This window comes from Roseovarius mucosus DSM 17069 (genome assembly GCF_000768555.3).
GTDB classification, from domain to species: Bacteria; Pseudomonadota; Alphaproteobacteria; order Rhodobacterales; family Rhodobacteraceae; genus Roseovarius; species Roseovarius mucosus.
The window spans coordinates 18375-40326 of sequence record NZ_KN293988.1 but is presented as its reverse complement, the minus strand read 5'-3'; the positions used below and the strand labels follow the sequence as shown (position 1 = coordinate 40326).

The following is a 21952-nucleotide window of genomic DNA, read 5'->3' as shown; positions in this document are numbered from 1 at the left end:
GCCAACTTCTGTAATGCTTCCGGTCGGGGCGCGTCTATAGAACGAAACCAAACAAAAGGAGGTCCAGATGGACGACCGATCAACTTCTCAGACGCAAGACACAGCACAGCAAAAACAGGGCGGATGTTGCGGTGGCAAGACCGATGCGCAGCCGAAAGCAAATGTCGAACCGCAGGTCGCGGAACCCGCAAAGGCAAAACCGGCCAAATCCGGCTGCTGCTGCGGCTAGGGCCGAGGCAAAGCCACCGCAGGATGGGCGTCTGGCGCTTGGTGCGCCCATCCTGAACCGGCGCCGTCCAGCGGATGTGTTCGCGCTCCGTCCGAATCCACGACAAGAAGGGAGAAAGCCATGATGCCCATTTTCTATTTCACCGCAGTCGCGGTGATCCTTTTCCTGGCCCTGCGCATGACGTGCGGGGCCTGCGTCATGGGCGGGCCTGCCGGGGCAGGGCGCGTGCGTCTGCCGGTTGTGCCGCTTGGTTGGGCGCTGAGCCTGTTCCTGGCGCTGACCTACCTTGTGTGCATCGCATTCGATCTGATCTTTCCCGCCTATGCAATGTATGAAACCTGGTCCGGTCTGCTGCCCGGTTTCGTCTGGCTGACCCCGGTGGGCTTCATCATCGGGCTGGTCGAGAGCTTTCTCTACGGTTGGTACGCCGCGCTGATCTTCGGCGGCCTTTACAACGCCATCGCGGCAAGGGGAACAGCGACATGATCCCGACCGCACGTCCGAAACTGCGCTTTCTTGGCGCCGCCGGGACGGTGACGGGATCGCGCTATCTGGTCGAGGCCCTGGGGCGGCGCATTCTGGTCGATTGCGGGCTGTTCCAGGGCTTCAAGCAGTTGCGGGCGCGCAATCGCAAACCTTTCCCTGTGCGTGTCAACACCATCGACACTGTGCTGCTCACCCATGCTCATCTGGACCATTCGGGATATCTGCCGACACTGATCCGGGCGGGGTTTCGCGGGCGGGTTCTTTGCACAGAAGCAACGGCAGATCTGTGCGGGCTTATTCTGCCCGACAGCGGCCATATCCAGGAAGAAGAGGCGCGCTTTGCCGCGCGGAGGGGATATTCCAAACACAAGAAGCCAAAACCGCTCTATACGCTCAAGGATGCAAAGGCCGCGCTGGACCGCTTTGATCTTCAACCGTTCGACCGGCGAATAGATTTAGGCGACGGCATCGCGGCCCGTTTCATTCCGGCGGGGCATCTGCTCGGGGCGGCGCAGATCCGGCTTGAGGTCGGCGGCAGGGTTGTCCATTTCAGCGGCGATCTGGGCCATGATCCCGATCCGCTGATGCGACCGCCCCAGCCATTCGGCGGAGCAGATGTTCTGGTCTGCGAGTCCACCTATGGCAACCGGTCCCATCCCGACGTGGACCCAGAAGCCGAACTGGCCCCGATCCTCAAACGCACCTTTGCCCGCGGCGGCACGGTGCTGATCCCGTCCTTTGCCGTCGGACGGGCGCAGGGGCTGATGCTGCACATTGCGCGATTGATGGAGCGCGGCGATATTCCCTATGTCCCGGTGTTCCTCAACAGCCCGATGGCGGTGAATGCGACCGAGATCTATCACCGTCATCACGCCGAGCACCACGTCAGCCGCGAAGACTGCATTGCGATGTTCGAGATCGCCAAGAGGGTAAACACGGTCGAGCAATCCAAGGAGCTGAACACGCGCCAGGGCCCGATGATCATCGTCTCCGCCAGCGGAATGCTGACCGGCGGGCGTATCCTGCACCATCTGGCCAGCTTCGGCGGCGATCGGCGGAACGCGATCTTGCTCTCCGGTTTCCAGGCCGGCGGCACGCGTGGCGCGGCGCTGGCCGGGGGGCGCGCGGACATTGCGCATGTTCGGACGGGAGTTCCCGATCGAGGCCGAAGTGGTTCAGCTCCAGTCCTTTTCCGGACATGCCGATGCCGATGAGATCCTGCGCTGGATGTCCGCCGGTCCCGCCCCCGAGATGACCTATCTCACCCATGGGGAACCTGTCACCGCCGACACCCTGCGATTCCGCGTCGAACACGAGCTAGGGCGATCCGTGCGCGTGCCCGAACATCTCGAATCCGTCTACCTGGACAGGCCGCGATGACCGAAACGCTTGCCCTGGTCTCTTCCCGCATCGACACCTACCGGCAGCCGGTCGTCTACATGCATGAAGACTGTCACGTCTGCCGTTCCGAGGGGTTTGCTGCCCAGACACGCATACGAATCGACCTGAAGGACCGCTGGATCATCGCGACCCTGAATGTCGTCCGCCGCGGAGCATGGCTTGCCGTGGACCAGGCGGCATTGTCCGTTTCCGCCTGGGCCGCGCTTGGCGCTGAGATTGGAGACGAAGCCGCTTTCTCGCACCCTGAACCGCCCGCTTCGGCGTCTATGATCCGGGCGAAAGCCTATGGCGAGCGGCTGGACCGGGCCGGGTTCGCGACGATCGTGCGCGACACGCTCGACAGCCGGTTATCGGATCTCGACCTTGCCGCCTTCGTGACCGCCTGCGCCGGCGACAGGCTGAACGAGGCCGAAACCGTGGCGCTGACCCGCGCCATGAAGGAAGCAGGGCAGACGCTCGACTGGGGGCAGCACACTGTCCTCGATAAGCATTGCGTCGGCGGATTGCCGGGCAACCGGACGACACCCATCGTCGTCGCGATCGTCGCGGCGGCGGGGCATCTGATCCCCAAGACGTCGAGCCGTGCGATCACATCGCCTGCCGGAACCGCCGACACCATGGAGGTGATGGCGCCCGTCGCGCTTGACGCCGCCGCGCTGCGCCGGGTGGTCGAAGCCGAGGGCGGTTGCCTCGTCTGGGGTGGCGGGCTCGCCCTCAGTCCTGCCGACGATCATTTTATCCGTGTCGAACGCCCCCTCGATTTCGACTCCACCGGTCAACTCGTAGCGAGCGTACTGTCGAAAAAGGCGGCCGCCGGTGCCACCCATGTTCTGATCGACATGCCGGTCGGACCAACGGCCAAGGTGCGGTCTGCCGGAGCGGCGGAGGCACTCGGGATACGGCTGTCTTCGGTGGGCAAGGCGTTGGGTCTGAACCTGGCGCTACATATCAGCGATGGCGTGGCCCCGGTGGGACGTGGCATGGGCCCGGCGCTGGAGGCGCACGACGTGCTCGCGGTTTTGCGGCGCGCGCCGGATGCACCTGGCGACCTGCGTGCGCGGGCGCTGGATCTGGCCGGACATCTTCTGGACCTCGCACCGCACGCCGTTGCTGGGCGGGGGCGGGACCGCGCGCAGGCGCTTCTCGATAGTGGTGCAGCGGAGGCAAAGTTCATGGCAATTTGCGCGGCACAGGGCGGTTTCCGCAAACCCGGAACCGCAGCGCAGCAGATCGAAATACGCGCCCCTCATGCGGGCCAGTTGACCGCCATCGACAACCGACGCATCGCACGCATCGCCAAGCTGGCCGGGGCCCCGCGTCAGAAGAGCGCCGGCATCCGCCTTCTGGTGCGGATCGGGGATTGGGTGGACAAGGGCCAGCCGCTTTATGAGCTTCATGCCGAGACACCAGGCGAACTGGCCTATGCCCTGGCTTACGCGGAGTCCCAGACCGGGGTGCTGACGCTGTCCGAGGCAGTGTCATGATCCTTGTCGCGTTTCCCGAGATGAGGCCGCTTGCCGAAGACCTGGCACCCGCGCTTGGGGCGGACCTGCTCGCTCTCGACTGGCACCACTTCCCAGATGGCGAAAGCCTGATTTCGCTGCCCGGCGATCTGGACGGGGCCGATGTGGCATTTCTGGCGACTTTGCGCGATCCCGACCGGCTTGCCCTGCCCTTGCGCTTCGCCGCGGCGACGGCGCGCGAGATGGGCGCGCGTCGCGTCGGATTGATCGCGCCTTATCTTGGCTACATGCGGCAGGACCGCCGCTTCGAGCGCGGGCAGGCGGTCAGCGCGCCGCTCTTTGCGCAATTCCTGGGGGAAAGCTTCGATTGGCTGGCGAGTGTCGATCCGCATCTGCACCGCATCGCGCGGCTGCAGGATGTCTTCCCGATGCCTGCCATACGCGCCGTATCCGCCCCGCTGCTTGCGACCTGGATCAGCACGAACCTGCCAGACGCCGTTCTTCTGGGCCCTGACAGCGAAAGCCAGCAATGGGTCGCCGAGGTGGCCCGGCTGGCCGGACGGCCCTATGAGGTCTTGCGCAAGGTGAGATCCGGTGACCGCAGTGTCGATGTCAGTGTGCCCGAAAGCGCGGCGCTGCACGAAGGTACGCCAGTGATCCTCGACGACATCGCATCTTCCGGCGTCACGATGGCACGCGCCGTCGAAAGATTGCTTGCGGCTGGAACCGCCGCGCCTGTCTGCCTGGCTATCCATGCGGTCTTTGCGCACGGCGCTCAGGACGCCATTCTGTCGGCTGGTGCGGCAAGAATCATCACCACCGACACCATACCCCATCCAACGAATGCGATCGGAATTGCCGGTCTATTGGCCGAAGCGATCCTTTCGGTCGTGACAGCCCTTGACCTTCCAGTTGCTGGAACAATTAGGCTGGACCCGAATCCCGCCGAGAGGACAACCGAATGAACGACCAAGTAAGCCATGCTGCACATGAAACCGAATCCAACATTTACGTCTGCCCGATGCACCCTGAGGTACGGCAGAACGGTCCGGGCGATTGCCCGAAATGCGGGATGCATCTTGTGCCCGAGGCGGAGCTCGACAACCATGCCGGGCATGATCACCACGGTCATGACCATCACGCTGGTGCCGCCCCGGCGGACGGCAGATATGATACCGTCCCGGAGGGCTATGACGGCGCTGTCTACACCTGTCCGATGCACCCGCAGGTTCGCCAGGTCGAGCACGGCTCCTGCCCGATCTGCGGAATGGGGTTGGAGCTTGAGTCCGGGGTCCCGATGGACGACGGCCCGAACCCCGAACTGGTGGATTTCACCCGGCGTTTCTGGGTTGGCACGGTACTGACCATTCCGCTTCTGATCCTCACCATGGGTCCCTATCTCGGCTTTCCGGGAGTGCGCGAGATTTTCGGCGAGCGCGCAACCCTCTGGATCGAGTTGGTTTTCGGGACCCCGGTGGTTCTTTGGTGCGGCTGGCCGTTTCTGGTTCGGGGCTGGAATTCGTTCCGGACGATGAATCTCAACATGTTCTCCCTCATCGGTATGGGGGTAATCGCGGCCTGGCTCTTCAGCGTCGTCGCCGTTCTGGCACCCGGCATATTCCCGGACGGATTTCGCGACGCCGAAGGTCATGTCGGCGTCTATTTCGAGGCGGCGGCGGTGATCGTGACGCTCGTGCTGCTTGGCCAGGTGATGGAATTGCGCGCCCGTGAAGGCACCGGCAAGGCGATCCGCGCGCTTCTCGACATGGCGGCCAAGACCGCGAGGGTCATCCGAGACGACGGGTCCGAAGAGGAGATACCGCTGGAGGACGTACAGGTCGGGGACCGGCTGCGCGTGCGTCCCGGTGACAAGGTGCCGGTCGATGGCGTTGTGCTGGACGGCCGGTCCTCGGTCGATGAAAGCATGATCTCAGGTGAACCTGTGCCGGTGGAGAAGACCGAGGGCGACCCGCTGACCGGCGCGACGATCAATGGCACCGGTTCTCTGGTGATGGAGGCGACGCGTGTCGGGTCCGACACGATGCTCGCGCAGATCGTCGAGATGGTGTCGAACGCGCAACGCTCGCGCGCACCGATCCAGAAGTATGCCGACAAGGTGGCGGGATATTTCGTTCCGGCCGTGATCGGTATCGCGGTCCTGTCCTTCATCGCGTGGGCGGTCTGGGGGCCATCCCCGGCGCTGTCCTACGCATTGATCTCGGCTGTCGCCGTGTTGATCATCGCCTGTCCCTGTGCGCTCGGCCTCGCCACGCCGATGTCGATCATGACGGCAACGGGGCGGGGGGCCCAGGCCGGGGTGCTGATCAAGAACGCCGAGGCGCTGGAGCGGTTCGAGAAGGTCGATACCCTGATCGTCGACAAGACCGGCACGTTGACGATGGGCAAGCCGCAGCTTGTCGCCGTCCTGCCGCAACCCGGTCACGACGAGGCCGAGGTCCTGCGTCTCGCCGCATCGCTGGAGCGCGGATCGGAACACCCCCTCGCCGAGGCCATCGTGCGAGGCGCGGAAGAGCGCGATGTGAATATGGCGGACGCGGACGACTTCGAGGCGGTCACAGGAAAGGGCGTGAAGGGCGTCGTGGGCGGCAAGGCGGTCGCATTAGGCAACCTGGCGATGATCCGGGACCTTGGCCTTGAGGCCGGCGACCTGACCGCCAAGGCAAATGCCCGTCGCGACGAGGGCGAGACGGTGATGTTCGTGGTGCTGGATGGCGAGATCGCGGGTCTCGTCGCTGTCGCCGATCCGGTGAAGGAGACCACGCCCGCCGCCATCAAGGACCTGCATGCACTGGGATTCCGCGTCATCATGGCCACCGGTGACAACGAGCGCACGGCCAAGGCGATCGGCGCACGTCTCGGCATTGACGAGATCCGGGCCGACGTGCTGCCCGAGGACAAGGCGCGGATCATCAAGGAATTGCAGCAGCAGGGCCGCAAGGTGGCGATGGCCGGCGATGGCGTCAACGACGCGCCGGCCCTGGCCCAGGCCGATGTCGGCATCGCCATGGGCACCGGGGCCGATGTGGCCATCGAAAGCGCGGGCATCACGCTGGTCAAGGGCAACCTCGACGGTATCGTGCGCGCACGGCGGCTCGCACGGGCCACCATGCGTAATATCCGGCAGAACCTGTTCTTCGCACTGATCTACAACGCCTCTGGCGTGCCTGTCGCGGCGGGGGTGCTGTTTCCGTTCTTCGGCATCCTCATCAGCCCGATGTTTGCCGCCTTCGCCATGAGCGCCTCGTCGATATCGGTGGTGCTCAATTCGCTGCGCCTTCGCGGCGCAAAGATCTAGAAAGGAAGCCACAACGTGACCCATCAACCTGATCCATCACATGTTAATCAAAGTCAATCAGAGCATGCCCACCACCCGCCCTCATTCTGGCGATCACGCGCCGGCATCTATCTGATCGTTGCGCTGGCAGTTGGCGGCCTTCTTCTGGGTTACGAGCACCGGGTGCACATCCTGAGCAGCGGATTGCTGATCTGGCTGCCATTGCTGCTTTGCGTTGGAATGCACTTCTTCATGCACGGCGGTCATGGAGGCCACGGCGGGCACGGTAAGGGAGACGACCAGTAATGACCGATGCAGGTACTTCCTATGGACTCTGGCTGCTGGTATTTATCAATTCGGCGGTGTTCATCATTTTCGCCTTCAGTTTCTTCAAGCCGCAGACAAAACGCGACTGGCGCAGTTTTGGAGCGTTCAGCGCTTTTGTCGTAGCTCTCTTCACCGAGATGTACGGGTTCCCGTTGACCATCTTCTTTCTTTCCGGCTGGCTGCAATCGACCTGGCCGGAGGTAGACTGGTTTGCCCACGACAGCGGACATCTCCCCGAAATGATGTTCGGCTGGCAATCGAACCCGCATTTCGGGCCGTTCCACCTCCTGAGCTTCGTCTTTATCGGCGGCGGCTTCTGGCTCATATCCGTGGCATGGCACCATCTGTGGAATGCGCAGCGTCAGGGGTTGCTTGCGACGACAGGCCCCTATGCCCGCATTCGCCATCCTCAATATGTGGGGTTCGTTCTGATCATGCTTGGTTTTCTCGTGCAATGGCCGACCCTCCTGACGCTGGCCATGTTTCCGGTACTGGTCTGGATGTACGCACGGCTGGCCCGCGGCGAGGAAAAGGACAGCCGAGAACGGTTCGGCGCTGGCTGGGACAGGTATGCCAGCCGGGTTCCCGCTTTCATACCAAACGTTAACACTCTGCAGAATGTTGAACGCTGATTGGAAGCGAAAGCCGATCTGATGTGTTATTTGCCTGCCTAAAACATCTTTGGAAGACTGCAAACATACGGTATCTGAAACCATGATGAAAAAACCCGCCCTTCTGCGGCACGTACTAATCATAGGAACGTCCGTGCTGACGGGATACCTGCTGCTTGCTTCGCGTGCCGAGTGGTCGGAGATGCACCGCTACAACCGAGCGCTGGGGGATCTTTCACTGCTGCTCATCGTTGCTGCAATGGCGATTGGGCCGCTCGCACGCTTGTCGTCTGCGCCCTTTTTACGGAAGCTCATGCCGTACCGACGCGAGCTCGGTATTTATGCGGTTCTGGCGGCGACGGTGCATACCATCATCATACTGATCGGCTGGGTCGAGCTTGATTTTGCACGGCTGTTCGGTTTTGAGTATCACCCCCAGCTGCAACGCTACGTGATGCTTCAGCACGGGTTTGCGCTGGCCAATGTGGTTGGGATCGCGGCACTGCTCTACGGCTTTGTGCTTGCCGGTACGTCGAATAATTTCAGCCAAAGGGTACTTGGCACGTCCGTGTGGAAATACATCCAGCAGGGCGCTTATGTTCTGTGGTGGCTGGCAGTGCTGCACACGGCCTATTTCTTGTTCTTTCATTTTCTTGATTTTCACCGCCAAATGCCTGAGCCGAACTGGGCGCGATGGCCGTTCGTTGCCCTTGTGGCGTCAGTTATCGCTCTGCAAGGGGCCGCCGTTGTAGTCACATGGCGTTCGCAAACTTCCCGGCGGATCTACGGCGCACCCTCGCAACGGGAGTAGTCGCGATTTCATCAGACGCCCAGGGTCGGGACTTCTGGCGGCCTGAAACCTATCGGGTGGGCATGCGCAGAGGCGTAACGACCTAAAAAGCAACCAAGGCAGATCGAAATGCAGAAACACAATAAAAACCACGATGGGAACGACGGCTACCGTGAAGGCTCGATCAGCCTTGGCGGAGCTGTTGCCATGGGCACGGGCGTGATGATCGGTGCGGGCATCTTTGCCCTGACCGGACAAATCGCCCAGCTGGCTGGACCACTATTTCCACTCGCGTTCATCGCTGGTGCCATCGTGACCAGCTTCAGCGCTTACAGCTACATCAAGATGTCGAACGCCTGGCCCTCGGCAGGGGGCATCGCGATGATCCTTCAGAAATGCTATGGATCGGGGGCGGTCGCGGCGGGAGCGGCGCTTTTGATGGCGCTCAGCATGGTGATCGCGGAAAGCCTCGTCGCACGGACATTCGCCACTTATGTCTTGCGGCCTTTCGACATCACGGGCGGGCCACTTGTGCCCGTTCTGGCGGTTGCCGTGATCGTGTTCGCATTCTTGGTCAACATCGCAGGAAACCGCTCCGTCGGGCTATTCTCTCTAATCATGGCGGCGATCAAGATCGGGGGCATCGCGCTGTTCGGTATCGCAGCACTCTGGTCAAGCGGGTTTCAGTTCGCAGCCGCGTCAGAAACGGCCGAGACCTTTGGAGTGACAGGCTTCATCGCGTCTGTTGCGCTGGCGATCCTTGCCTTCAAGGGCTTTACCACGATCACCAACAGCGGCGGCGAAATCACCGATCCCCACCGCAATGTGGGCCGCACTATCATGCTGTCCATCGCGATCTGCGTGGTGGTCTACCTGCTTGTGGCCTTTGGCGTGGGCGCGAGCCTGACAATCGACGAAATCATCGCCGCGCGCGACTATTCGCTGGCCCAGGCGGCTGAGCCCGCACTCGGGCAGGTCGGCTTTTACTTGACGGTCGTGTTGGCGGCCGTGGCCACGGCATCCGGCGTGCTGGCCAGCGTTTTCGCAGTGTCGCGGATGCTGACCATGCTGACGGAGATGAAAATGATCCCGCACAGCCATTTTGGCATGTCCGGGGCTGTCCAGCGGCATATGCTGGTCTATACAGTCGTTATCGCCTCGACGCTGGCCGTGCTCTTTGATTTGGGACGGATCGCATCCCTTGGTGCCTTCTTTTACCTCGTCATGGACATGATCATACATTGGGGCGTGTTCCGCTATCGTCGAACCGAAGTTGGCGCCTCCAGTATCGTGCTTTTGTCTGCGCTTTCTCTCGATGCAATTGTATTGGCAGCTTTCACCGTAATGAAGCTTCAAAGTGATCCAATGATCGTTCTGTATGCGGCTGTCGGAATGATCGCTGTCTTCGCTTTCGAGCGCGTTTACTTGTCGCGATGGTTGGCACCTCAGGCCGCGCATTCCCACGGTGAATAGCCAGCCATCATCTAGCCCTGAAGGTATGCGATGCCTTGTGCACCGATTGCGATCAATCCGACCGACAGGGCAAACGCAAACAAGGCGAGCAGCATCAAGCCCGCTTTTATTGGCAAGCGACGAACAGTCGGTCCAAGAAATTCCGACTGCCCGAAAGCTGAAACATATAGCGGCAGCGCGCTGATCATTGTCGCATAAAGATAAACTCCGGAGATGTTCTCAAAAAACGCCGAACGCGCAAGGGTTGGGGCAACGACCGACAACGCGGTTGCACGACTGCCCCCGAATGACTCGAACCAGTCGGCAGACAAAACGTAGATCAATGCGTGGAGGCTTGGAAAGAGAATGGCTCTGAGCAAGATATCCACCAGCACGAAAAACGCCGTATCTCGGCGGGCGACCTTTGGTTTCTGTATCACCGCGAAAAGAAAAAAACTGACATAGTTTACGGCAAAAACTACGGGCAGACCGTTGGTCGTAACTTGCCTCAGAAAGCGGGCCAGCGATGGCCCGCCGGCGGCAAGAGCCGCTGCAAAGCCCGGCGAAAGCAAGATATAAAGGCAGAGGACCGGCAGTAACGCTGCGAGGCTGAATGCCAAGACAATGCTCACAAACTGAATACCGGGCATGTCGACGGAGAAAAACCTCTGCATGTAAGAACGTTGGCACATATACGGCTTGAGATCGAGGATGTTGAACCTGCGTTTGGGAACCAAGCATTCGCTCCAGGTCTTTGGGACGAATGAAATTTAAGTTTCGAAATCTCCTGAACCGCGTTCCATGTCTCAACTGCAGGCCGAGCGACATAACAAATGGTAGGTTACTGCCGGACCTAGTTGCGGAAATGTTGATAGCATTGGAAAGTAGCTTTTCTGCATGTCTTACGCTGGCGGTGATTTTCAGAACGGAATATTCCTATCCGAGTGGGCGGACTCCTTTCAGGGTCTATTGCAATCTGCGCGGAGATCGCGGCCATCGTGCCGCTTCCATGCAAAAGCCCATCATGGCTGCCGACCCAGATGCAAAAGTTTCGTGCGATCTGACTGCACCTATCGTCGGCGTCGACAGCACTCTGGATGAAACTGCATTGGCCGCAGCGATCAGCGGCGCGGGCTATGGCGCCGAGAAACTGGCTGAAGTTCGGTAGCACAAGACGCGTCAGCAACGCTCCGGCGAGCGGGAGCGAGGTATTGGCTGTTCATATGTTTCTGATATGCAACATTTTCTGGCTGCAGTGGCCGTATCCCGCCTGTTTCACAAAAAAGCGACAAACCTTCCCGCGCAGGACGGATTGACAGAATTGCTTCGGTATCCGATGTCTTGGACATGAGCTTTCGAGTTGTCATATCAAGCTGGATCAAGGCGTTTACGTGCATTGCGTTTGCGTTGGCCTTGGTGTTTTCACCACCTTCTGCCGCTCACGCGGCGTCCGGCATGCATGACGGACATCAAGCCAAGTCTGTTAGTATCGTTGGTGCTGCCGAGACCCATGACACTGGAAGCGATGCGCATCACGCGCATACGAAGCTTAAGGTCACAAGCGACATCGACATCGCAGCGTCCGACAAGGATGGCAAAGAGAAGCAATCCCAAGAGTGTTGCAACGGTATCTGTATTTCTGTCGTCTTCATCGAAGACACCAAGATCAGAGCAGAGCCGGTTGGTACAAGTGAATATGTCATTCTGGACGGTCAAACGTATTCGGTAGAAACAGCAGGGTTTCTGCGGCCCCCTCGATTCCTGATCTGAACCGGCACCCAAGTCGGGTGTGAGCCTTGCGCAAATTCTGCGTGAGACAATGTTCATCAATCAGGTCACGTTCATGAAAATTCATCTACTTATGGGGGCTTCGGCCCTCGGGCTTGGCGCATGCGCCTATGAGCCCACCCCGTTGCCGTCCGTCGCGACCCAACAGGCCGTCATCAACACGGCAGTTTCATCGCCGATCAGCTATCAGGACCCGTTGGCGGGCTACACCTATCGCGGCCCTACAGGTCCCCGCGACTGGCGTTCCGTCAATCAAGAACAGACGGAGGGCAACTGATGCGGGTATCGAAGTTTCCGCTGGTTTTCGGCTTTCCGCTAATCTTGGGTGCCTGTGCTACAGCTGTACCAGGCATCTACACGGAACCAAAAGCTGGCTTCGCCAATATTTCCAGCCAGGTCACACCAGCCATTGGCAAACGGACAGCCTTCGCCGAAACCCAGGCCGAAAACGAGGCACTGAAAAAGCAGGTGCACGCAATGGTGCATCGCAAGACCATTTCGGCGGACACCGCCGTTCAGGTCGCGCTTCTGAACAACAAGGGGTTGCAGGCGTCCTATGCGAACGTTGGCCTATCGGCCGCAGAGGCCTGGCAGCAATCGACGCCGGAAAACCCGATCGTCGCAATCGGTATACTGGGCATCGGTGCGCCCGAACTGGGTGCCTACAGGGCGATCGAAGGACTGATCCGGTCGAACGTGCTCGATGCCACCACTCGCAAGCAGCGTACGGCCATTGCAGACGCAAACTTCCGGAAGGCTCAACTGAGCGCCGTGAACGACACACTCGCACTGGCCAATCAGACGCGGAAGGCATGGGTCGATGCCGTAGCCGCCTTCGAGGCCGTGAGCTATCTGCGCCGTGCGAAAGCGACGTCTGACGCCGGATCGGAATTAGCGATGAGACTGGGCGAGACCGGCGCGCTTAACACAGCCGGGCAGGCCCGTGAACAGGCATTCAATGCCGAACTCGCCGGACAACTTGCCCAGGCACGCTTGAATGCTACCCGGTCCAAAGAGCAGCTGACCAGGCTCATGGGGCTGTGGGGCACCGAAGTCGACTATTATGTGCCCGATGCCCTTCCTGCGCTGCCGCGTTCCGTCGGCCGTGTGACTGACATCGAAGCGAAAGCATTGCGAAATCGGGTTGATCTGCGCGTTGCCAAACTTGGCCTGGAAGCACAGGCCAAAGCGTTTGGTCTGACTGATCAGACTCGCATTATCAGCGATCTCGAATTCATTGCCGGGTTCGAAGCGGAGCGGGAAATTGAGGACGGAGAAACGGAGACCGTGACCACCCCTCAGGTGGAGGTGGAGTTCGCAATCCCGATCTACGACACCGGGAAGGCACGGATGCGCAAGGCGGAATTGTCGTACCTGCAAGCAGCCAACGTGCTGGCAGAAAGAGCCGTCAACGTCCGGTCCGAAGCGCGTGGTGCTGAAGCCTCCTATCACGCCGCGTATAAGATCGCCCGCCACTATCGCGACGTTCTGGTGCCGCTACGCACGACCGTCGAAGAAGAGGGTCTGCTGTCCTATAACGGCATGATCACCAACACTTTCGAGCTGCTGACAGACGTGCGCGAGAAACTGGGCGCATCACTGGAAGCGGCAAACGCAAAACGCGAATTCTACATGGCACAGGCTGATCTGACCGCTGCGATCTATGGCGGCGGCGAAGGCGGTGGCGGTGCTGGTGGAGAAGGCGCGACACTTGCCGCCGGTGGCGGCGCAGGACACTGAAAGGAACTGACATGCTAAATAGACGTCAATTACTCGGAGCCGGCGCGGCAGGTGCAACGCTGGTCTCTTCGAAAGCCTGGGGTCAAACCCTGAACATGGGCCTGCCCGAAGCTGCCCAAATGGATAGCGCAGCAACGGCGATCACGGCGCGTCCCAATTCCGGGCCGGACTACACACCTGTGGTCACATTGAACGGGTGGACCCTGCCGCACCGGATGAACAACGGGGTGAAAGAGTTCCACCTCGTGGCCGAACCGGTAGAACGCGAGCTTGCCGACGGCATGATTGCGCATTTGTGGGGCTACAACGGCCAATCCACCGGCCCGACGATCGAAGCTGTCGAAGGCGACCGGGTGCGCATCTACGTCACCAATAAGCTGCCGGAAGGCACAACGGTGCACTGGCACGGACTCATTCTTCCCTCAGGCATGGATGGGGTCTCCGGGTTGAGCCATCCAAGCATCCCGCCGGGCAAAACCTTCGTCTACGAATTCGACTTGGTGAAGTCCGGAACGTTCATGTACCACCCCCACGGCGACGAAATGGCGCAGATGGCGATGGGGATGATGGGCATGTTCGTGGTCCATCCCAGGGATCCGGCCTTCATGCCGGTGGATCGCGATTTCCTGATTATGCTGAATGCTTTCGACATCGATCCGGGGACATATGTACCCCGCATCATGACGATGACGGATTTCAACCTTTGGACCTGGAACAGCCGGATCTTCCCCGACATCGATCCGCTGGTCGTGAACAAGGGCGACCGGGTGCGAGTACGGGTTGGGAACCTTACGATGACGAACCACCCGATCCATATGCACGGCTATGACTTCAAGGTCACCTGCACGGATGGCGGCTGGGTGCCGCCTGAAGCACAGTGGCCGGAGGTCAGCATCGACATTCCCGTAGGTGCGATGCGCGCCTACGAATTCGTCGCCGATCATCTGGGAGATTGGGCGATCCATTGCCACAAATCGCACCATACGATGAACGCCATGGGCCATGACGTGCCGACGTTCATCGGGGTGAACAAGAAGCCGCTGACCCAGAAGATCCGTCAATTCCAGCCTGAATACATGCCGATGGGCATGTCCGGCATGGGGGACATGGCAAAAATGGAAATGCCGCTACCCGACAATACCATCCCGATGATGACGGGTTGGGGCCCGTACGGACCCATCGAGATGGGCGGCATGTTTTCGGTCGTGAAGGTGCGGGACGGCATCGACGCGGACGATTACTCCGATCCCGGCTGGTACGAGAACCCTCCGGGCGAGATGGCCTACGAATGGACTGGCGAATTACCCGACTTTGCCTCCAACAACAGCCCCAAGACCATTCTCACACCGAAACCAACCTCGAAGGGCTGAGCGGCCCTTCGTCATCTCCAACCGAACCAACCTACAGGACAATAAAATGAAAAATCTTCTTTTGACGACAAGCTTCGCGATCGCGCTATCAGCACCGGCCTTTGCTGCAGGTACACACGACGGCGGACATGGGGAGACCAAGCCAGCCGCAATGATGGTCGGCATGCCGGGTGACGCCGCCAAGGTTGACCGCACAATCGACGTCACTTTGCTCGAAAACGATGAGGGCCAGATGCTGATCGAGAGTGAGCCGATGGATATCAAGGAGGGCGAAACCATCCGCTTCAACATCACCAACAAGGGTGAGCTGGAGCATGAATTCGTCCTCGACACGGTAGAGCGTAATGCCGAGCATAAGATCGAAATGGCCAAGATGGACATGGAACATGACGATCCGAACCGTATCCGTCTCGATGCGGGCGCTTCGGGCGAGGTTGTCTGGACTTTCGCAAATTCTGGCACATTCGAAGCGGCATGCTTGATCGCCGGCCACTACGAATCCGGCATGCACCGTGAGGTCGCAGTAGGTGAGCAGATGGCTCAGGCTGACGTGGAATACACGAGCGGCACCATCAAGAAAATCGACGCCAAGGCCGGCAAGGTTACAATCATCCACGGGCCGTTGGTCACGCTCGACATGCCCGCCATGACCATGGTGTTTCGCGCGGACGAGACGATGATCGCGAACATGTCGGAAGGTCAGGACATCGAATTCGTCGCTGACCGGGTCAAGGGCAAACTCACTGTCACACAGATCAAGTGATGAAAATCCATGGGGCCAGGGCAAACGCCTTGGCCCCATCGCTTTGAGGCTTGGCCCGAGCAAGCAAGAAGATCCCAAAAAATCAAGCGCTACGGAGGTAGCCGAGCATGACGAATTTCCTGAGAACCTGCACCATCGCCCTTGCGCTCGTCCTTCCGGCTTTTTCAGTGGGCGCTTCCAGTGGCAAGGGCCAGCAGCCTCACGCCCGAGCCTTCGAAGTGCCTGGCCATGATCCGATCGGGAAACCCGGTGATGGCTCCTCAATCGACACGACGATTGAATTGTCCATCAGGGAGACAGAAAGCGGCTACATGCTTTTCGAGCCGGACGCACTCCACATCGAGAGCGGTTCAGTTATCCGCTTTTTGATCAGCAATCTGGGCGGACTGGATCACGAGTTTTTTCTCGGCTCCTTTAACGAGGTTGCAGAACACCAGCAGTGGATGCGCGAACATCCCGATATGCAACATGACAACGCCAATTCAGTTTCTATCCCTAGTGGACAAAATGCCGAGTTGATCTGGGAGTTCTCCGATATGACCAACCTGGAGTTCGTATGCTTGATCCCCGGCCACCGGGAAGCGGGCATGTGGGGCGTCATCATCGTGCACGATCACCTTGCGCCGAAATCCAAGGGCTAGACTTTTCCATGTCACTCTTGGATAGATATCACGTGTTTGTACATAACGTATCTGCCGCGTTCGGATACGACTACAACGATGCCACGCCAGACTGGGTTCACCCGTTCATTCATCTCATACTGGTCTTGGCGCCTGCGCTGCTGATCAGTGTTGGCTTATATCTTGCAATTCGCGGCGTTCTGAAGCTTTGGAAGGACCGCAGCATGCCTGCGTTCCACGCAGAGCCCATACGAGGGCTCGAAGGAAGTCTTTTCAGCACCGTCTTGCGCTATTCAAGAAGGCAGCAAGCGTTGATGATCATGGTTAGCCTCATCGCGATGCCTATTCTCTATCTGACGCTCGAATTGCCAAAGCAGATCGTAAACAACGCTTTGGACTCTGATCGCTTCCCCATTGCCGTTTTGGGACGCGACCTCGACCAGGTCGTTTTTCTCATGCTGCTTTGTGGTCTCTATCTTCTGGCGATCATCCTGAACGGGCTAAACAAATATGGTCTTAACGTCTTCAAAGGGTATGTCGCGGAGCGGTTTCTGCGGCGCTTCCGCCTGCTGGTCTATCGGCAATGGCGCAGCGATGCAGACTCCCGAAACCAGAGCGAAATCATCCCTATTCTCGCACAGGAAGTTGAGCCCATAGGTGGCTTTGCTGCAGATGTCCTTGCGCTACCAATCCTGCAAGGCGGTACGCTTCTGACGATCCTGTCTTTCATGTTCGTTCAGGACCCTGTGTTGGGTGCCGCCGCACTGACGGTGCTGCCAATTCAGCTCGTGCTGCTGCCCAAGCTACAACGCCGGGTCAACGCCCTTTCACGCACAAGGATCAGGGAAGTCCGACAACTTGGCAGGCAGCTCAGCGATCAGTTGCGCGAACGACAGGTCAATCCGGCCGGGCTGCTGCCAGTGAGTACAAGTTTTAGAGAGCTTGAGCGCGTGCGCAGGAAGATTTTCCGTCTTAAGTTCTTCATCAAGGCCCTCAACAATTTTCTGACCGCGCTGACGCCATTCCTGTTCTACTCTTTGGGTGGATATTTTGTCATTGAAGGTCGCATTACACTCGGCGCGCTGGTGGCCGTCCTGGCAGCACACAAGGACTTCTCGGCACCGCTGAAAGAGCTCTTCAATTACTATCAGACGCTGGAAGACACGCGGATCCGGTATCAGGAAATCATGGCTTTTTTAAGCAAATCGATTCAGCCATTGGGGCATGCTCAGCCAGACAACACTGTGCCACAAGAGGCTGGCCAATTCGAGCGATCCAAGCAGAGATACCCAGCTTTGTCTTTGGTAGGGCAGGGGGCCATAGCAACATCATGAAGGAGTTTGATGGGATGAAATGGGCAGCAATATTCTTTGCTTTGATCGCCGTTGCTTCTGCAGGCTGGTACATCATGCAGCCGGATTACTCTCAAACAGGTACGCAGACGGATGAGGGCGTCGCGCTTCCCGCAGGCGCGCTTGTAACTGTCACGCTACCAGCAAGTTTTACAGAGCAAGAGCAAATCGGCGCAGGCGCTTATGATGCAGTCTGTGCCGTGTGCCACGGCCTGAACGGGCAAGGCCGGGATGGCGTTGCTCCACCGCTTGTTCACAAGATCTATGAGCCGAGCCATCACAGCGACATGGCGTTTGTCCTCGCGGCGCAAAATGGAGTGCGGGCGCATCATTGGAAATTTGGAAACATGCCAGCGGTTGAAGGCGTGACGCGATCAGAGATCCTTGCTATCGTGACGTACATTCGAGCATTGCAGCGTGCCAATGGGATCAATTGAGCCGTTTCGACGGACAGAAGGGTGGGATTTGGTTCGCGGTCAACGACCATTCGGCTCGCCGCGACATGGCCACAACTGTTGGGGAAAATTCTCTAGATGAGTAAGTGTCTCGCTGCATCGATCCTGATCCTTGCTGCATTTTTCAGTTCTTTCACCGCAACTCATGCCGGGGAAACCGGCCTCTTCAGATTGACCGACCGTGCAGCACCGGTCGGCATCGGTGCCCGTGAACCATCACTTGCAACCTTGCCGGATGGCCGGATCATATTGAGCTGGACAGAAGAAAAAGGAGCCGAAGCGAAAGTTCGCATGGCCATCCTCGATGGCAGTGAGTGGTCTGACGCTCGTACAATTCATAAATCCTCAAAGATTTACATCAACTGGGCCGATTTCCCGTCGGTGATGGCACTTTCCAATGGTACGCTGGCAGTACAATGGCTCGAACTCAATGGTACGAGCGATTACCAATACGACGTGAATATTGCTTTTTCCCTCGATGAGGGCAAAAGTTGGTCGGTCCCCCTTATCCCCCATGATGACAGATCTCAACGCCAGCATGGGTTCGTTTCGTTGGTTCCCCATCAGTTTGGCGGATTGACGGCGCTGTGGCTGGATGGCCGGAAGTATGAAAGTCAGACAGAAGGCGACAGTTTCGAGAATGCAATGCAGTTGCGTTCGCGGCAGATCAACTCTGACGGAACGATGAAGCCAGAAAGCCTGTTGGACGCGCGCGCTTGTACTTGTTGTCAGACGTCCGCGGCACGGACCGGCTCGGGCGACATGGTTGCGGTTTATCGTCACCGAACCGCCGATGAAATCCGCGACATTTCGATTGTTCGATCTACCGGAGGTGTCGCGTAGCCCTTAATTGGGCTCTGCCTCAATCTGTGTGGCGGAACGGTAGCATTCTCGCCCGCAACAATTCTGGACCGGCCCGACCGTACATGGCGCGTTTGAGCGTCTTCAGGCGATTGATCTGACCTTCCGCCTGGCCGTTGCTCCATGGCATCTCGATGGCGTTTTTGACCGCATCGAAGTCCCGATTCAATGTGCGGGCAAAGCGCACGAGTGGCGCCAGGTCAGTTTCGATCGCCTCGTCGATCCATGCCGGGAGCGGGTCTGCTTCGCGGCCGCGCAGGATACCGTTGAACCGCATGGCGAGGCGGCGCATCGTTGCGAAGTCGGGAGAGCCGGCCTTGAGCGCGTCGACTTTCCGCGCCTGATCCGAAGTGAGCTTTCCGCGCGGTTTGATGCACAGCGCGGCCGCGATGACCGGGGAGATCGCGTGCCCCGTTTCCGGGTCCCGGACTGGCTTAAGGATTTTGTGCTTTACCTTGGGGCCGCTCGCTTGCTGTTCGGCTCTGCGCCAACCCGCCAGCAACCGCTGCAGATGCGTTTGACTCCCCTCGTAACCGCGCTCTCGGATCAGACGGAACAGGGCGCTTCCAGTTCGAATGCCATCCTTCCAGCTTTGGCCCAGGAACTCTTCAAAGTACCACGGCGAAGTCCGCTTCAAGGCTGCCCGCCTGCGGTCTGGTGGTGTCTCGAACTGCAGCCATTTCGCGATGCTGCGACGCGGGAACCCTGTTCGCCGCCCGATCTCACTGCAGGAAAGCCCTTGATTTCGGAGAGCATGGATGGTGGCGAAAACCTCCTCCCGAGATGTTCTGTGCGCAAGGCGTGACTTCAGAAGGCTGCCGGCTGCGGTGATGTTGTCGGCGTCGGACAGCAGCGCCCGGCCGGTCGCACGGCCGTGAAGGTTCATTTGTTCCTCGATGGCCTGCCGCAGGTTTTGCACGATATGGAACCGGTCAGCGACCTGCTTCGCCTGCGGTGCCCCTAGCCGTGCAGCCTGGGCGTAGAGACCACACCGATCTCTGCTGATCACTTCAACCTCGGGGTGTCGCTTCAGCCAGTTGGCGCAGGTGGCGACATCACGATCCTCAAGAATGTCGATCACCACGCGACGCTCCAGATCCACAATGATCGTGCCGTAGGTTTGCGACTTCCGCCAGCTCCAATCGTCGATCCCGATGACCGTTGACGCCTCGGCGGTGCCTTGAACACACTTCTTCAGCTGCCTGAGCACCGTGTCATCGCTGACCCCAAGGCCCAAACGATGCAAGAGCCGCTCGGCAGGCCGTCCGCCTGTCGCATGCCCAAGAAGGCTGACTATTTCCCCGACACGCGAAGTACGACGTGCAAATGGACACGCAATCGCGGCGATCTGATCGGAGAAAGTTCGGCGTGGGCAAGTGGGTGCCTGACATCGCCAACGGCAAATCGCGAGATCAACCGTTACCTCGTCTCCATGGGCGGGATAATCCTGCAACCGCCGACGCCGCCAACCGTGACGTCGGCGTGAATGCAATCCACAGTCTGGGCAAACGCCGATGGGCGCCAAGACACCAGATACAATCCACCCGCCGGATTCACTTCGCTCAACGCTATGAACGGCAACATCGCTCCCGGGCGACCAGTGCTTCTTCGAACTCACAACTATCCCTCCTGAATTTTCCAGTTTCAGGATAGTTGCGCCACACAAAGTGAGGCAGAGCCCAATTAAGGGCTACGCGACATCTGCCCAGGGAAAGGGGCCCCTCGGCCATCAGCCGATTTGTGCAACAGAGTCGCAAAAGGTCGTCAAGGAGTCTGAGCTTTCCACCAAGGCTGAACAAGTATAGCCGAAAAGCGGTTACGCCGCCCCCGCAGTCAGCGCAGAAAGGCGCGGAACCGGTGCAGGGCGAAGGCGAACATCACCGACCCGATCAGCATCAGCGCCACAAGTTGCGGCCAGACCACGGACAGCCCGGCCCCGCGGAACAAGACCCCTTGTGCCAGCGCGATGAAATGCGTGTTGGGGGCCGCGAGCATGATGTATTGCACGGCTTGGGGCATCGACTCGCGCGGGGTGACGCCGCCCGACAGGATATCGAGCGGCAACAGCACCAGCAAAAGCAGCATGGCAAACTGCGGCATAGAGCCTGCGATGGTGGCCAGCAGGATGCCCATCGAGGTCGTTGCAAAAAGGTGCAACGCCGCGCCCACAAGATAGAGCGCAACCGATCCCCCGATCGGGATACCCATCCCCGCCTGAACCACCAGAGTGAGCGAAAGCGCCGTCGCCACCAGCACCACGCTGCCCATGCTGAGCACCTTGCTCGTCATGATCTCGGCGGCGGTCACGGGCATGACCAGCAGATGTTCCAACGTGCCGTGGTCGCGCTCACGGATCAGGGCGGCACCCGAAAGGATGATGGACAGCATGGTCACCGTACTGATGACCGAGGTCACCGCCCCGAACCAGGCCGGGTCGAGCGAGGGGTTGAAACGGGCCCGAACGGCCAGATCAACCGGCATCCCGACCGGGGCGGCATCGCGTGCCAGCCATCCGGCAATCTCCTGATTGACAATGGCGCTGATACTACCCGCCCCGGTAAAGGCCTGGCTGACCCGTGTCGCATCGACATTGAGCTGTAATTCGGGCCGGTTCCCGGCCAGCAGGTCGCGCTGGAACTCGGGCGGGATCACCAGCGAAAAGGTGTCGATCCCGGCATCCATCCGCGCATCCATTTGCGCGATGTCGATCTGGGCGGGCGGCATGAAATACGGCGGCAGGAACGCATCGGCCACCCGCCGCGACAGCGGCGAGGCGTCTTCGTCCACGATCCCGATCGTGGCGCTGTTGAGCGATTCGGGGATGGCGGTCGCGCTGACATAGACGTCGAGCGTGAAGGCATAGGCGACCAGCACCATCAGAAGCGGATCGCGCAACAGCCCGCGAATTTCCTTCAACGACAGTTGCAGAACATGCCTGAGCCGCATCGG

At 59.6% G+C, this 21952-nt stretch carries 23 protein-coding genes; 20 read left to right on the top strand and 3 right to left on the bottom strand.

Annotated elements, in window-relative coordinates; translation table 11 throughout:
* Positions 1 to 349: 349 nt before the first annotated feature.
* From ROSMUC_RS16340 to ROSMUC_RS16300, 10 genes are all read left to right on the top strand, one after another.
* Entirely contained in the window at positions 350 to 715 is a 366-nt protein-coding gene (locus tag ROSMUC_RS16340; protein ID WP_008282887.1) for a DUF5676 family membrane protein, read from the top strand.
* Positions 712 to 1929: an MBL fold metallo-hydrolase gene (locus ROSMUC_RS16335; RefSeq protein WP_245875211.1), complete on the top strand. Its 1218-nt coding sequence runs from the start codon at positions 712 to 714 to the stop codon at positions 1927 to 1929. Before ROSMUC_RS16340 ends, ROSMUC_RS16335 begins: the two co-directional genes overlap by 4 nt.
* A complete protein-coding gene (locus ROSMUC_RS21440; protein ID WP_245875210.1) occupies positions 1853 to 2095 on the top strand; it encodes an MBL fold metallo-hydrolase RNA specificity domain-containing protein in 243 nt (80 codons plus the stop codon). The genes ROSMUC_RS16335 and ROSMUC_RS21440 overlap by 77 nt, the downstream gene beginning before the upstream one ends.
* Positions 2092 to 3600, top strand: coding sequence for a thymidine phosphorylase family protein (locus ROSMUC_RS16330; protein ID WP_008282885.1), 1509 nt, complete (start codon positions 2092 to 2094; stop codon positions 3598 to 3600). Before ROSMUC_RS21440 ends, ROSMUC_RS16330 begins: the two co-directional genes overlap by 4 nt.
* Positions 3597 to 4544 carry a ribose-phosphate diphosphokinase gene (locus ROSMUC_RS16325; RefSeq protein ID WP_008282884.1) on the top strand — a complete coding sequence of 316 codons (948 nt, stop codon included), beginning with the start codon at positions 3597 to 3599 and terminating at the stop codon, positions 4542 to 4544. The genes ROSMUC_RS16330 and ROSMUC_RS16325 overlap by 4 nt, the downstream gene beginning before the upstream one ends.
* Entirely contained in the window at positions 4541 to 6895 is a 2355-nt protein-coding gene (locus ROSMUC_RS16320; RefSeq protein WP_175545319.1) for a copper-transporting P-type ATPase, read from the top strand. Before ROSMUC_RS16325 ends, ROSMUC_RS16320 begins: the two co-directional genes overlap by 4 nt.
* Before the next feature lie 15 nt (positions 6896 to 6910).
* Positions 6911 to 7180, top strand: coding sequence for a DUF2933 domain-containing protein (locus tag ROSMUC_RS21700; RefSeq protein ID WP_075571759.1), 270 nt, complete (start codon positions 6911 to 6913; stop codon positions 7178 to 7180).
* Complete coding sequence (locus tag ROSMUC_RS16310; RefSeq protein WP_037275426.1) at positions 7180 to 7833, top strand: methyltransferase family protein; 654 nt, start codon at positions 7180 to 7182, stop codon at positions 7831 to 7833. Before ROSMUC_RS21700 ends, ROSMUC_RS16310 begins: the two co-directional genes overlap by 1 nt.
* An 85-nt stretch (positions 7834 to 7918) precedes the next feature.
* Positions 7919 to 8623 (top strand): ferric reductase-like transmembrane domain-containing protein, encoded by a 705-nt coding sequence (locus ROSMUC_RS16305; RefSeq protein ID WP_009820153.1) that lies wholly within the window; start codon positions 7919 to 7921, stop codon positions 8621 to 8623.
* 108 nt (positions 8624 to 8731) lie between these two features.
* Positions 8732 to 10075, top strand: coding sequence for an APC family permease (locus tag ROSMUC_RS16300; protein ID WP_008282879.1), 1344 nt, complete (start codon positions 8732 to 8734; stop codon positions 10073 to 10075).
* A gap of 11 nt (positions 10076 to 10086) precedes the next feature.
* Here ROSMUC_RS16300 and ROSMUC_RS16295 read toward each other — a convergent pair whose 3' ends face one another.
* Positions 10087 to 10791 carry a hypothetical protein gene (locus ROSMUC_RS16295; protein ID WP_230802100.1) on the bottom strand — a complete coding sequence of 235 codons (705 nt, stop codon included), beginning with the start codon at positions 10789 to 10791 and terminating at the stop codon, positions 10087 to 10089.
* Between the two features lie 128 nt (positions 10792 to 10919).
* On the opposite strand from ROSMUC_RS16295, the gene ROSMUC_RS21220 reads away from it, so the two are divergent.
* The 10 genes from ROSMUC_RS21220 to ROSMUC_RS16245 all read left to right on the top strand — a co-directional run bounded on the left by ROSMUC_RS21220 (position 10920) and on the right by ROSMUC_RS16245 (position 18985).
* Positions 10920 to 11222, top strand: a complete 303-nt coding sequence (locus ROSMUC_RS21220; protein WP_037298739.1) for a hypothetical protein — start codon at positions 10920 to 10922, stop codon at positions 11220 to 11222.
* A gap of 179 nt (positions 11223 to 11401) precedes the next feature.
* The gene (locus ROSMUC_RS16285) at positions 11402 to 11824 is read left to right on the top strand and encodes a hypothetical protein (protein WP_008282876.1); all 423 of its coding nucleotides are present in this window, start codon (positions 11402 to 11404) and stop codon (positions 11822 to 11824) included.
* 49 nt (positions 11825 to 11873) lie between these two features.
* Positions 11874 to 12119, top strand: a complete 246-nt coding sequence (locus ROSMUC_RS16280) for a hypothetical protein (RefSeq protein WP_232279254.1) — start codon at positions 11874 to 11876, stop codon at positions 12117 to 12119.
* Entirely contained in the window at positions 12119 to 13582 is a 1464-nt protein-coding gene (locus tag ROSMUC_RS16275) for a TolC family protein (protein WP_008282874.1), read from the top strand. Before ROSMUC_RS16280 ends, ROSMUC_RS16275 begins: the two co-directional genes overlap by 1 nt.
* Before the next feature lie 11 nt (positions 13583 to 13593).
* Entirely contained in the window at positions 13594 to 14952 is a 1359-nt protein-coding gene (locus tag ROSMUC_RS16270; protein ID WP_102106004.1) for a multicopper oxidase family protein, read from the top strand.
* A 46-nt stretch (positions 14953 to 14998) separates the two neighbouring features.
* Positions 14999 to 15715 (top strand): copper-binding protein, encoded by a 717-nt coding sequence (locus tag ROSMUC_RS16265; protein ID WP_037275420.1) that lies wholly within the window; start codon positions 14999 to 15001, stop codon positions 15713 to 15715.
* 107 nt (positions 15716 to 15822) lie between these two features.
* A complete protein-coding gene (locus ROSMUC_RS16260) occupies positions 15823 to 16356 on the top strand; it encodes a cupredoxin domain-containing protein (RefSeq protein WP_008282871.1) in 534 nt (177 codons plus the stop codon).
* An 8-nt stretch (positions 16357 to 16364) separates the two neighbouring features.
* On the top strand, positions 16365 to 17669 hold the full coding sequence (locus ROSMUC_RS16255; RefSeq protein ID WP_008282870.1) for an ABC transporter transmembrane domain-containing protein: 1305 nt from the start codon (positions 16365 to 16367) through the stop codon (positions 17667 to 17669).
* Positions 17666 to 18124: a c-type cytochrome gene (locus tag ROSMUC_RS16250; RefSeq protein WP_008282869.1), complete on the top strand. Its 459-nt coding sequence runs from the start codon at positions 17666 to 17668 to the stop codon at positions 18122 to 18124. Before ROSMUC_RS16255 ends, ROSMUC_RS16250 begins: the two co-directional genes overlap by 4 nt.
* Positions 18125 to 18220: 96 nt before the next feature.
* Positions 18221 to 18985: a sialidase family protein gene (locus tag ROSMUC_RS16245; protein WP_232279253.1), complete on the top strand. Its 765-nt coding sequence runs from the start codon at positions 18221 to 18223 to the stop codon at positions 18983 to 18985.
* Positions 18986 to 19004: 19 nt separating this feature from the next.
* On the opposite strand, the gene ROSMUC_RS16240 is transcribed toward ROSMUC_RS16245, so the two are convergent.
* Together ROSMUC_RS16240 and ROSMUC_RS16235 are read right to left on the bottom strand one after the other, a co-directional pair.
* Complete coding sequence (locus tag ROSMUC_RS16240) at positions 19005 to 20621, bottom strand: ISL3 family transposase (protein ID WP_075571758.1); 1617 nt, start codon at positions 20619 to 20621, stop codon at positions 19005 to 19007.
* 215 nt (positions 20622 to 20836) lie between these two features.
* Positions 20837 to 21949: an ABC transporter permease gene (locus ROSMUC_RS16235; protein ID WP_008282866.1), complete on the bottom strand. Its 1113-nt coding sequence runs from the start codon at positions 21947 to 21949 to the stop codon at positions 20837 to 20839.
* Between the last annotated feature and the right edge of the window lie 3 nt (positions 21950 to 21952).

Excerpts from the sequence above, each read along its gene's own strand:
- ROSMUC_RS16280 (WP_232279254.1), top strand. The coding sequence starts at position 11,874 with ATGTTCATCAATCAGGTCACGTTCATGAAAATTCATCTACTTATGGGG.
- ROSMUC_RS16340 (WP_008282887.1), top strand. The coding sequence starts at position 350 with ATGATGCCCATTTTCTATTTCACCGCAGTCGCGGTGATCCTTTTCCTG.
- ROSMUC_RS16310 (WP_037275426.1), top strand. The coding sequence starts at position 7,180 with ATGACCGATGCAGGTACTTCCTATGGACTCTGGCTGCTGGTATTTATC.
- ROSMUC_RS16305 (WP_009820153.1), top strand. The coding sequence starts at position 7,919 with ATGAAAAAACCCGCCCTTCTGCGGCACGTACTAATCATAGGAACGTCC.
- ROSMUC_RS16300 (WP_008282879.1), top strand. The coding sequence starts at position 8,732 with ATGCAGAAACACAATAAAAACCACGATGGGAACGACGGCTACCGTGAA.
- ROSMUC_RS16255 (WP_008282870.1), top strand. The coding sequence starts at position 16,365 with ATGTCACTCTTGGATAGATATCACGTGTTTGTACATAACGTATCTGCC.
- ROSMUC_RS16320 (WP_175545319.1), top strand. The coding sequence starts at position 4,541 with ATGAACGACCAAGTAAGCCATGCTGCACATGAAACCGAATCCAACATT.
- ROSMUC_RS16335 (WP_245875211.1), top strand. The coding sequence starts at position 712 with ATGATCCCGACCGCACGTCCGAAACTGCGCTTTCTTGGCGCCGCCGGG.
- ROSMUC_RS21440 (WP_245875210.1), top strand. The coding sequence starts at position 1,853 with ATGTTCGGACGGGAGTTCCCGATCGAGGCCGAAGTGGTTCAGCTCCAG.
- ROSMUC_RS16260 (WP_008282871.1), top strand. The coding sequence starts at position 15,823 with ATGACGAATTTCCTGAGAACCTGCACCATCGCCCTTGCGCTCGTCCTT.
- ROSMUC_RS16325 (WP_008282884.1), top strand. The coding sequence starts at position 3,597 with ATGATCCTTGTCGCGTTTCCCGAGATGAGGCCGCTTGCCGAAGACCTG.
- ROSMUC_RS16250 (WP_008282869.1), top strand. The coding sequence starts at position 17,666 with ATGAAGGAGTTTGATGGGATGAAATGGGCAGCAATATTCTTTGCTTTG.
- ROSMUC_RS16275 (WP_008282874.1), top strand. The coding sequence starts at position 12,119 with ATGCGGGTATCGAAGTTTCCGCTGGTTTTCGGCTTTCCGCTAATCTTG.
- ROSMUC_RS16245 (WP_232279253.1), top strand. The coding sequence starts at position 18,221 with ATGAGTAAGTGTCTCGCTGCATCGATCCTGATCCTTGCTGCATTTTTC.
- ROSMUC_RS16285 (WP_008282876.1), top strand. The coding sequence starts at position 11,402 with ATGAGCTTTCGAGTTGTCATATCAAGCTGGATCAAGGCGTTTACGTGC.
- ROSMUC_RS16270 (WP_102106004.1), top strand. The coding sequence starts at position 13,594 with ATGCTAAATAGACGTCAATTACTCGGAGCCGGCGCGGCAGGTGCAACG.
- ROSMUC_RS16330 (WP_008282885.1), top strand. The coding sequence starts at position 2,092 with ATGACCGAAACGCTTGCCCTGGTCTCTTCCCGCATCGACACCTACCGG.
- ROSMUC_RS16265 (WP_037275420.1), top strand. The coding sequence starts at position 14,999 with ATGAAAAATCTTCTTTTGACGACAAGCTTCGCGATCGCGCTATCAGCA.
- ROSMUC_RS16235 (WP_008282866.1), bottom strand. The coding sequence starts at position 21,949 with ATGCGGCTCAGGCATGTTCTGCAACTGTCGTTGAAGGAAATTCGCGGG.
- ROSMUC_RS21220 (WP_037298739.1), top strand. The coding sequence starts at position 10,920 with ATGTTGATAGCATTGGAAAGTAGCTTTTCTGCATGTCTTACGCTGGCG.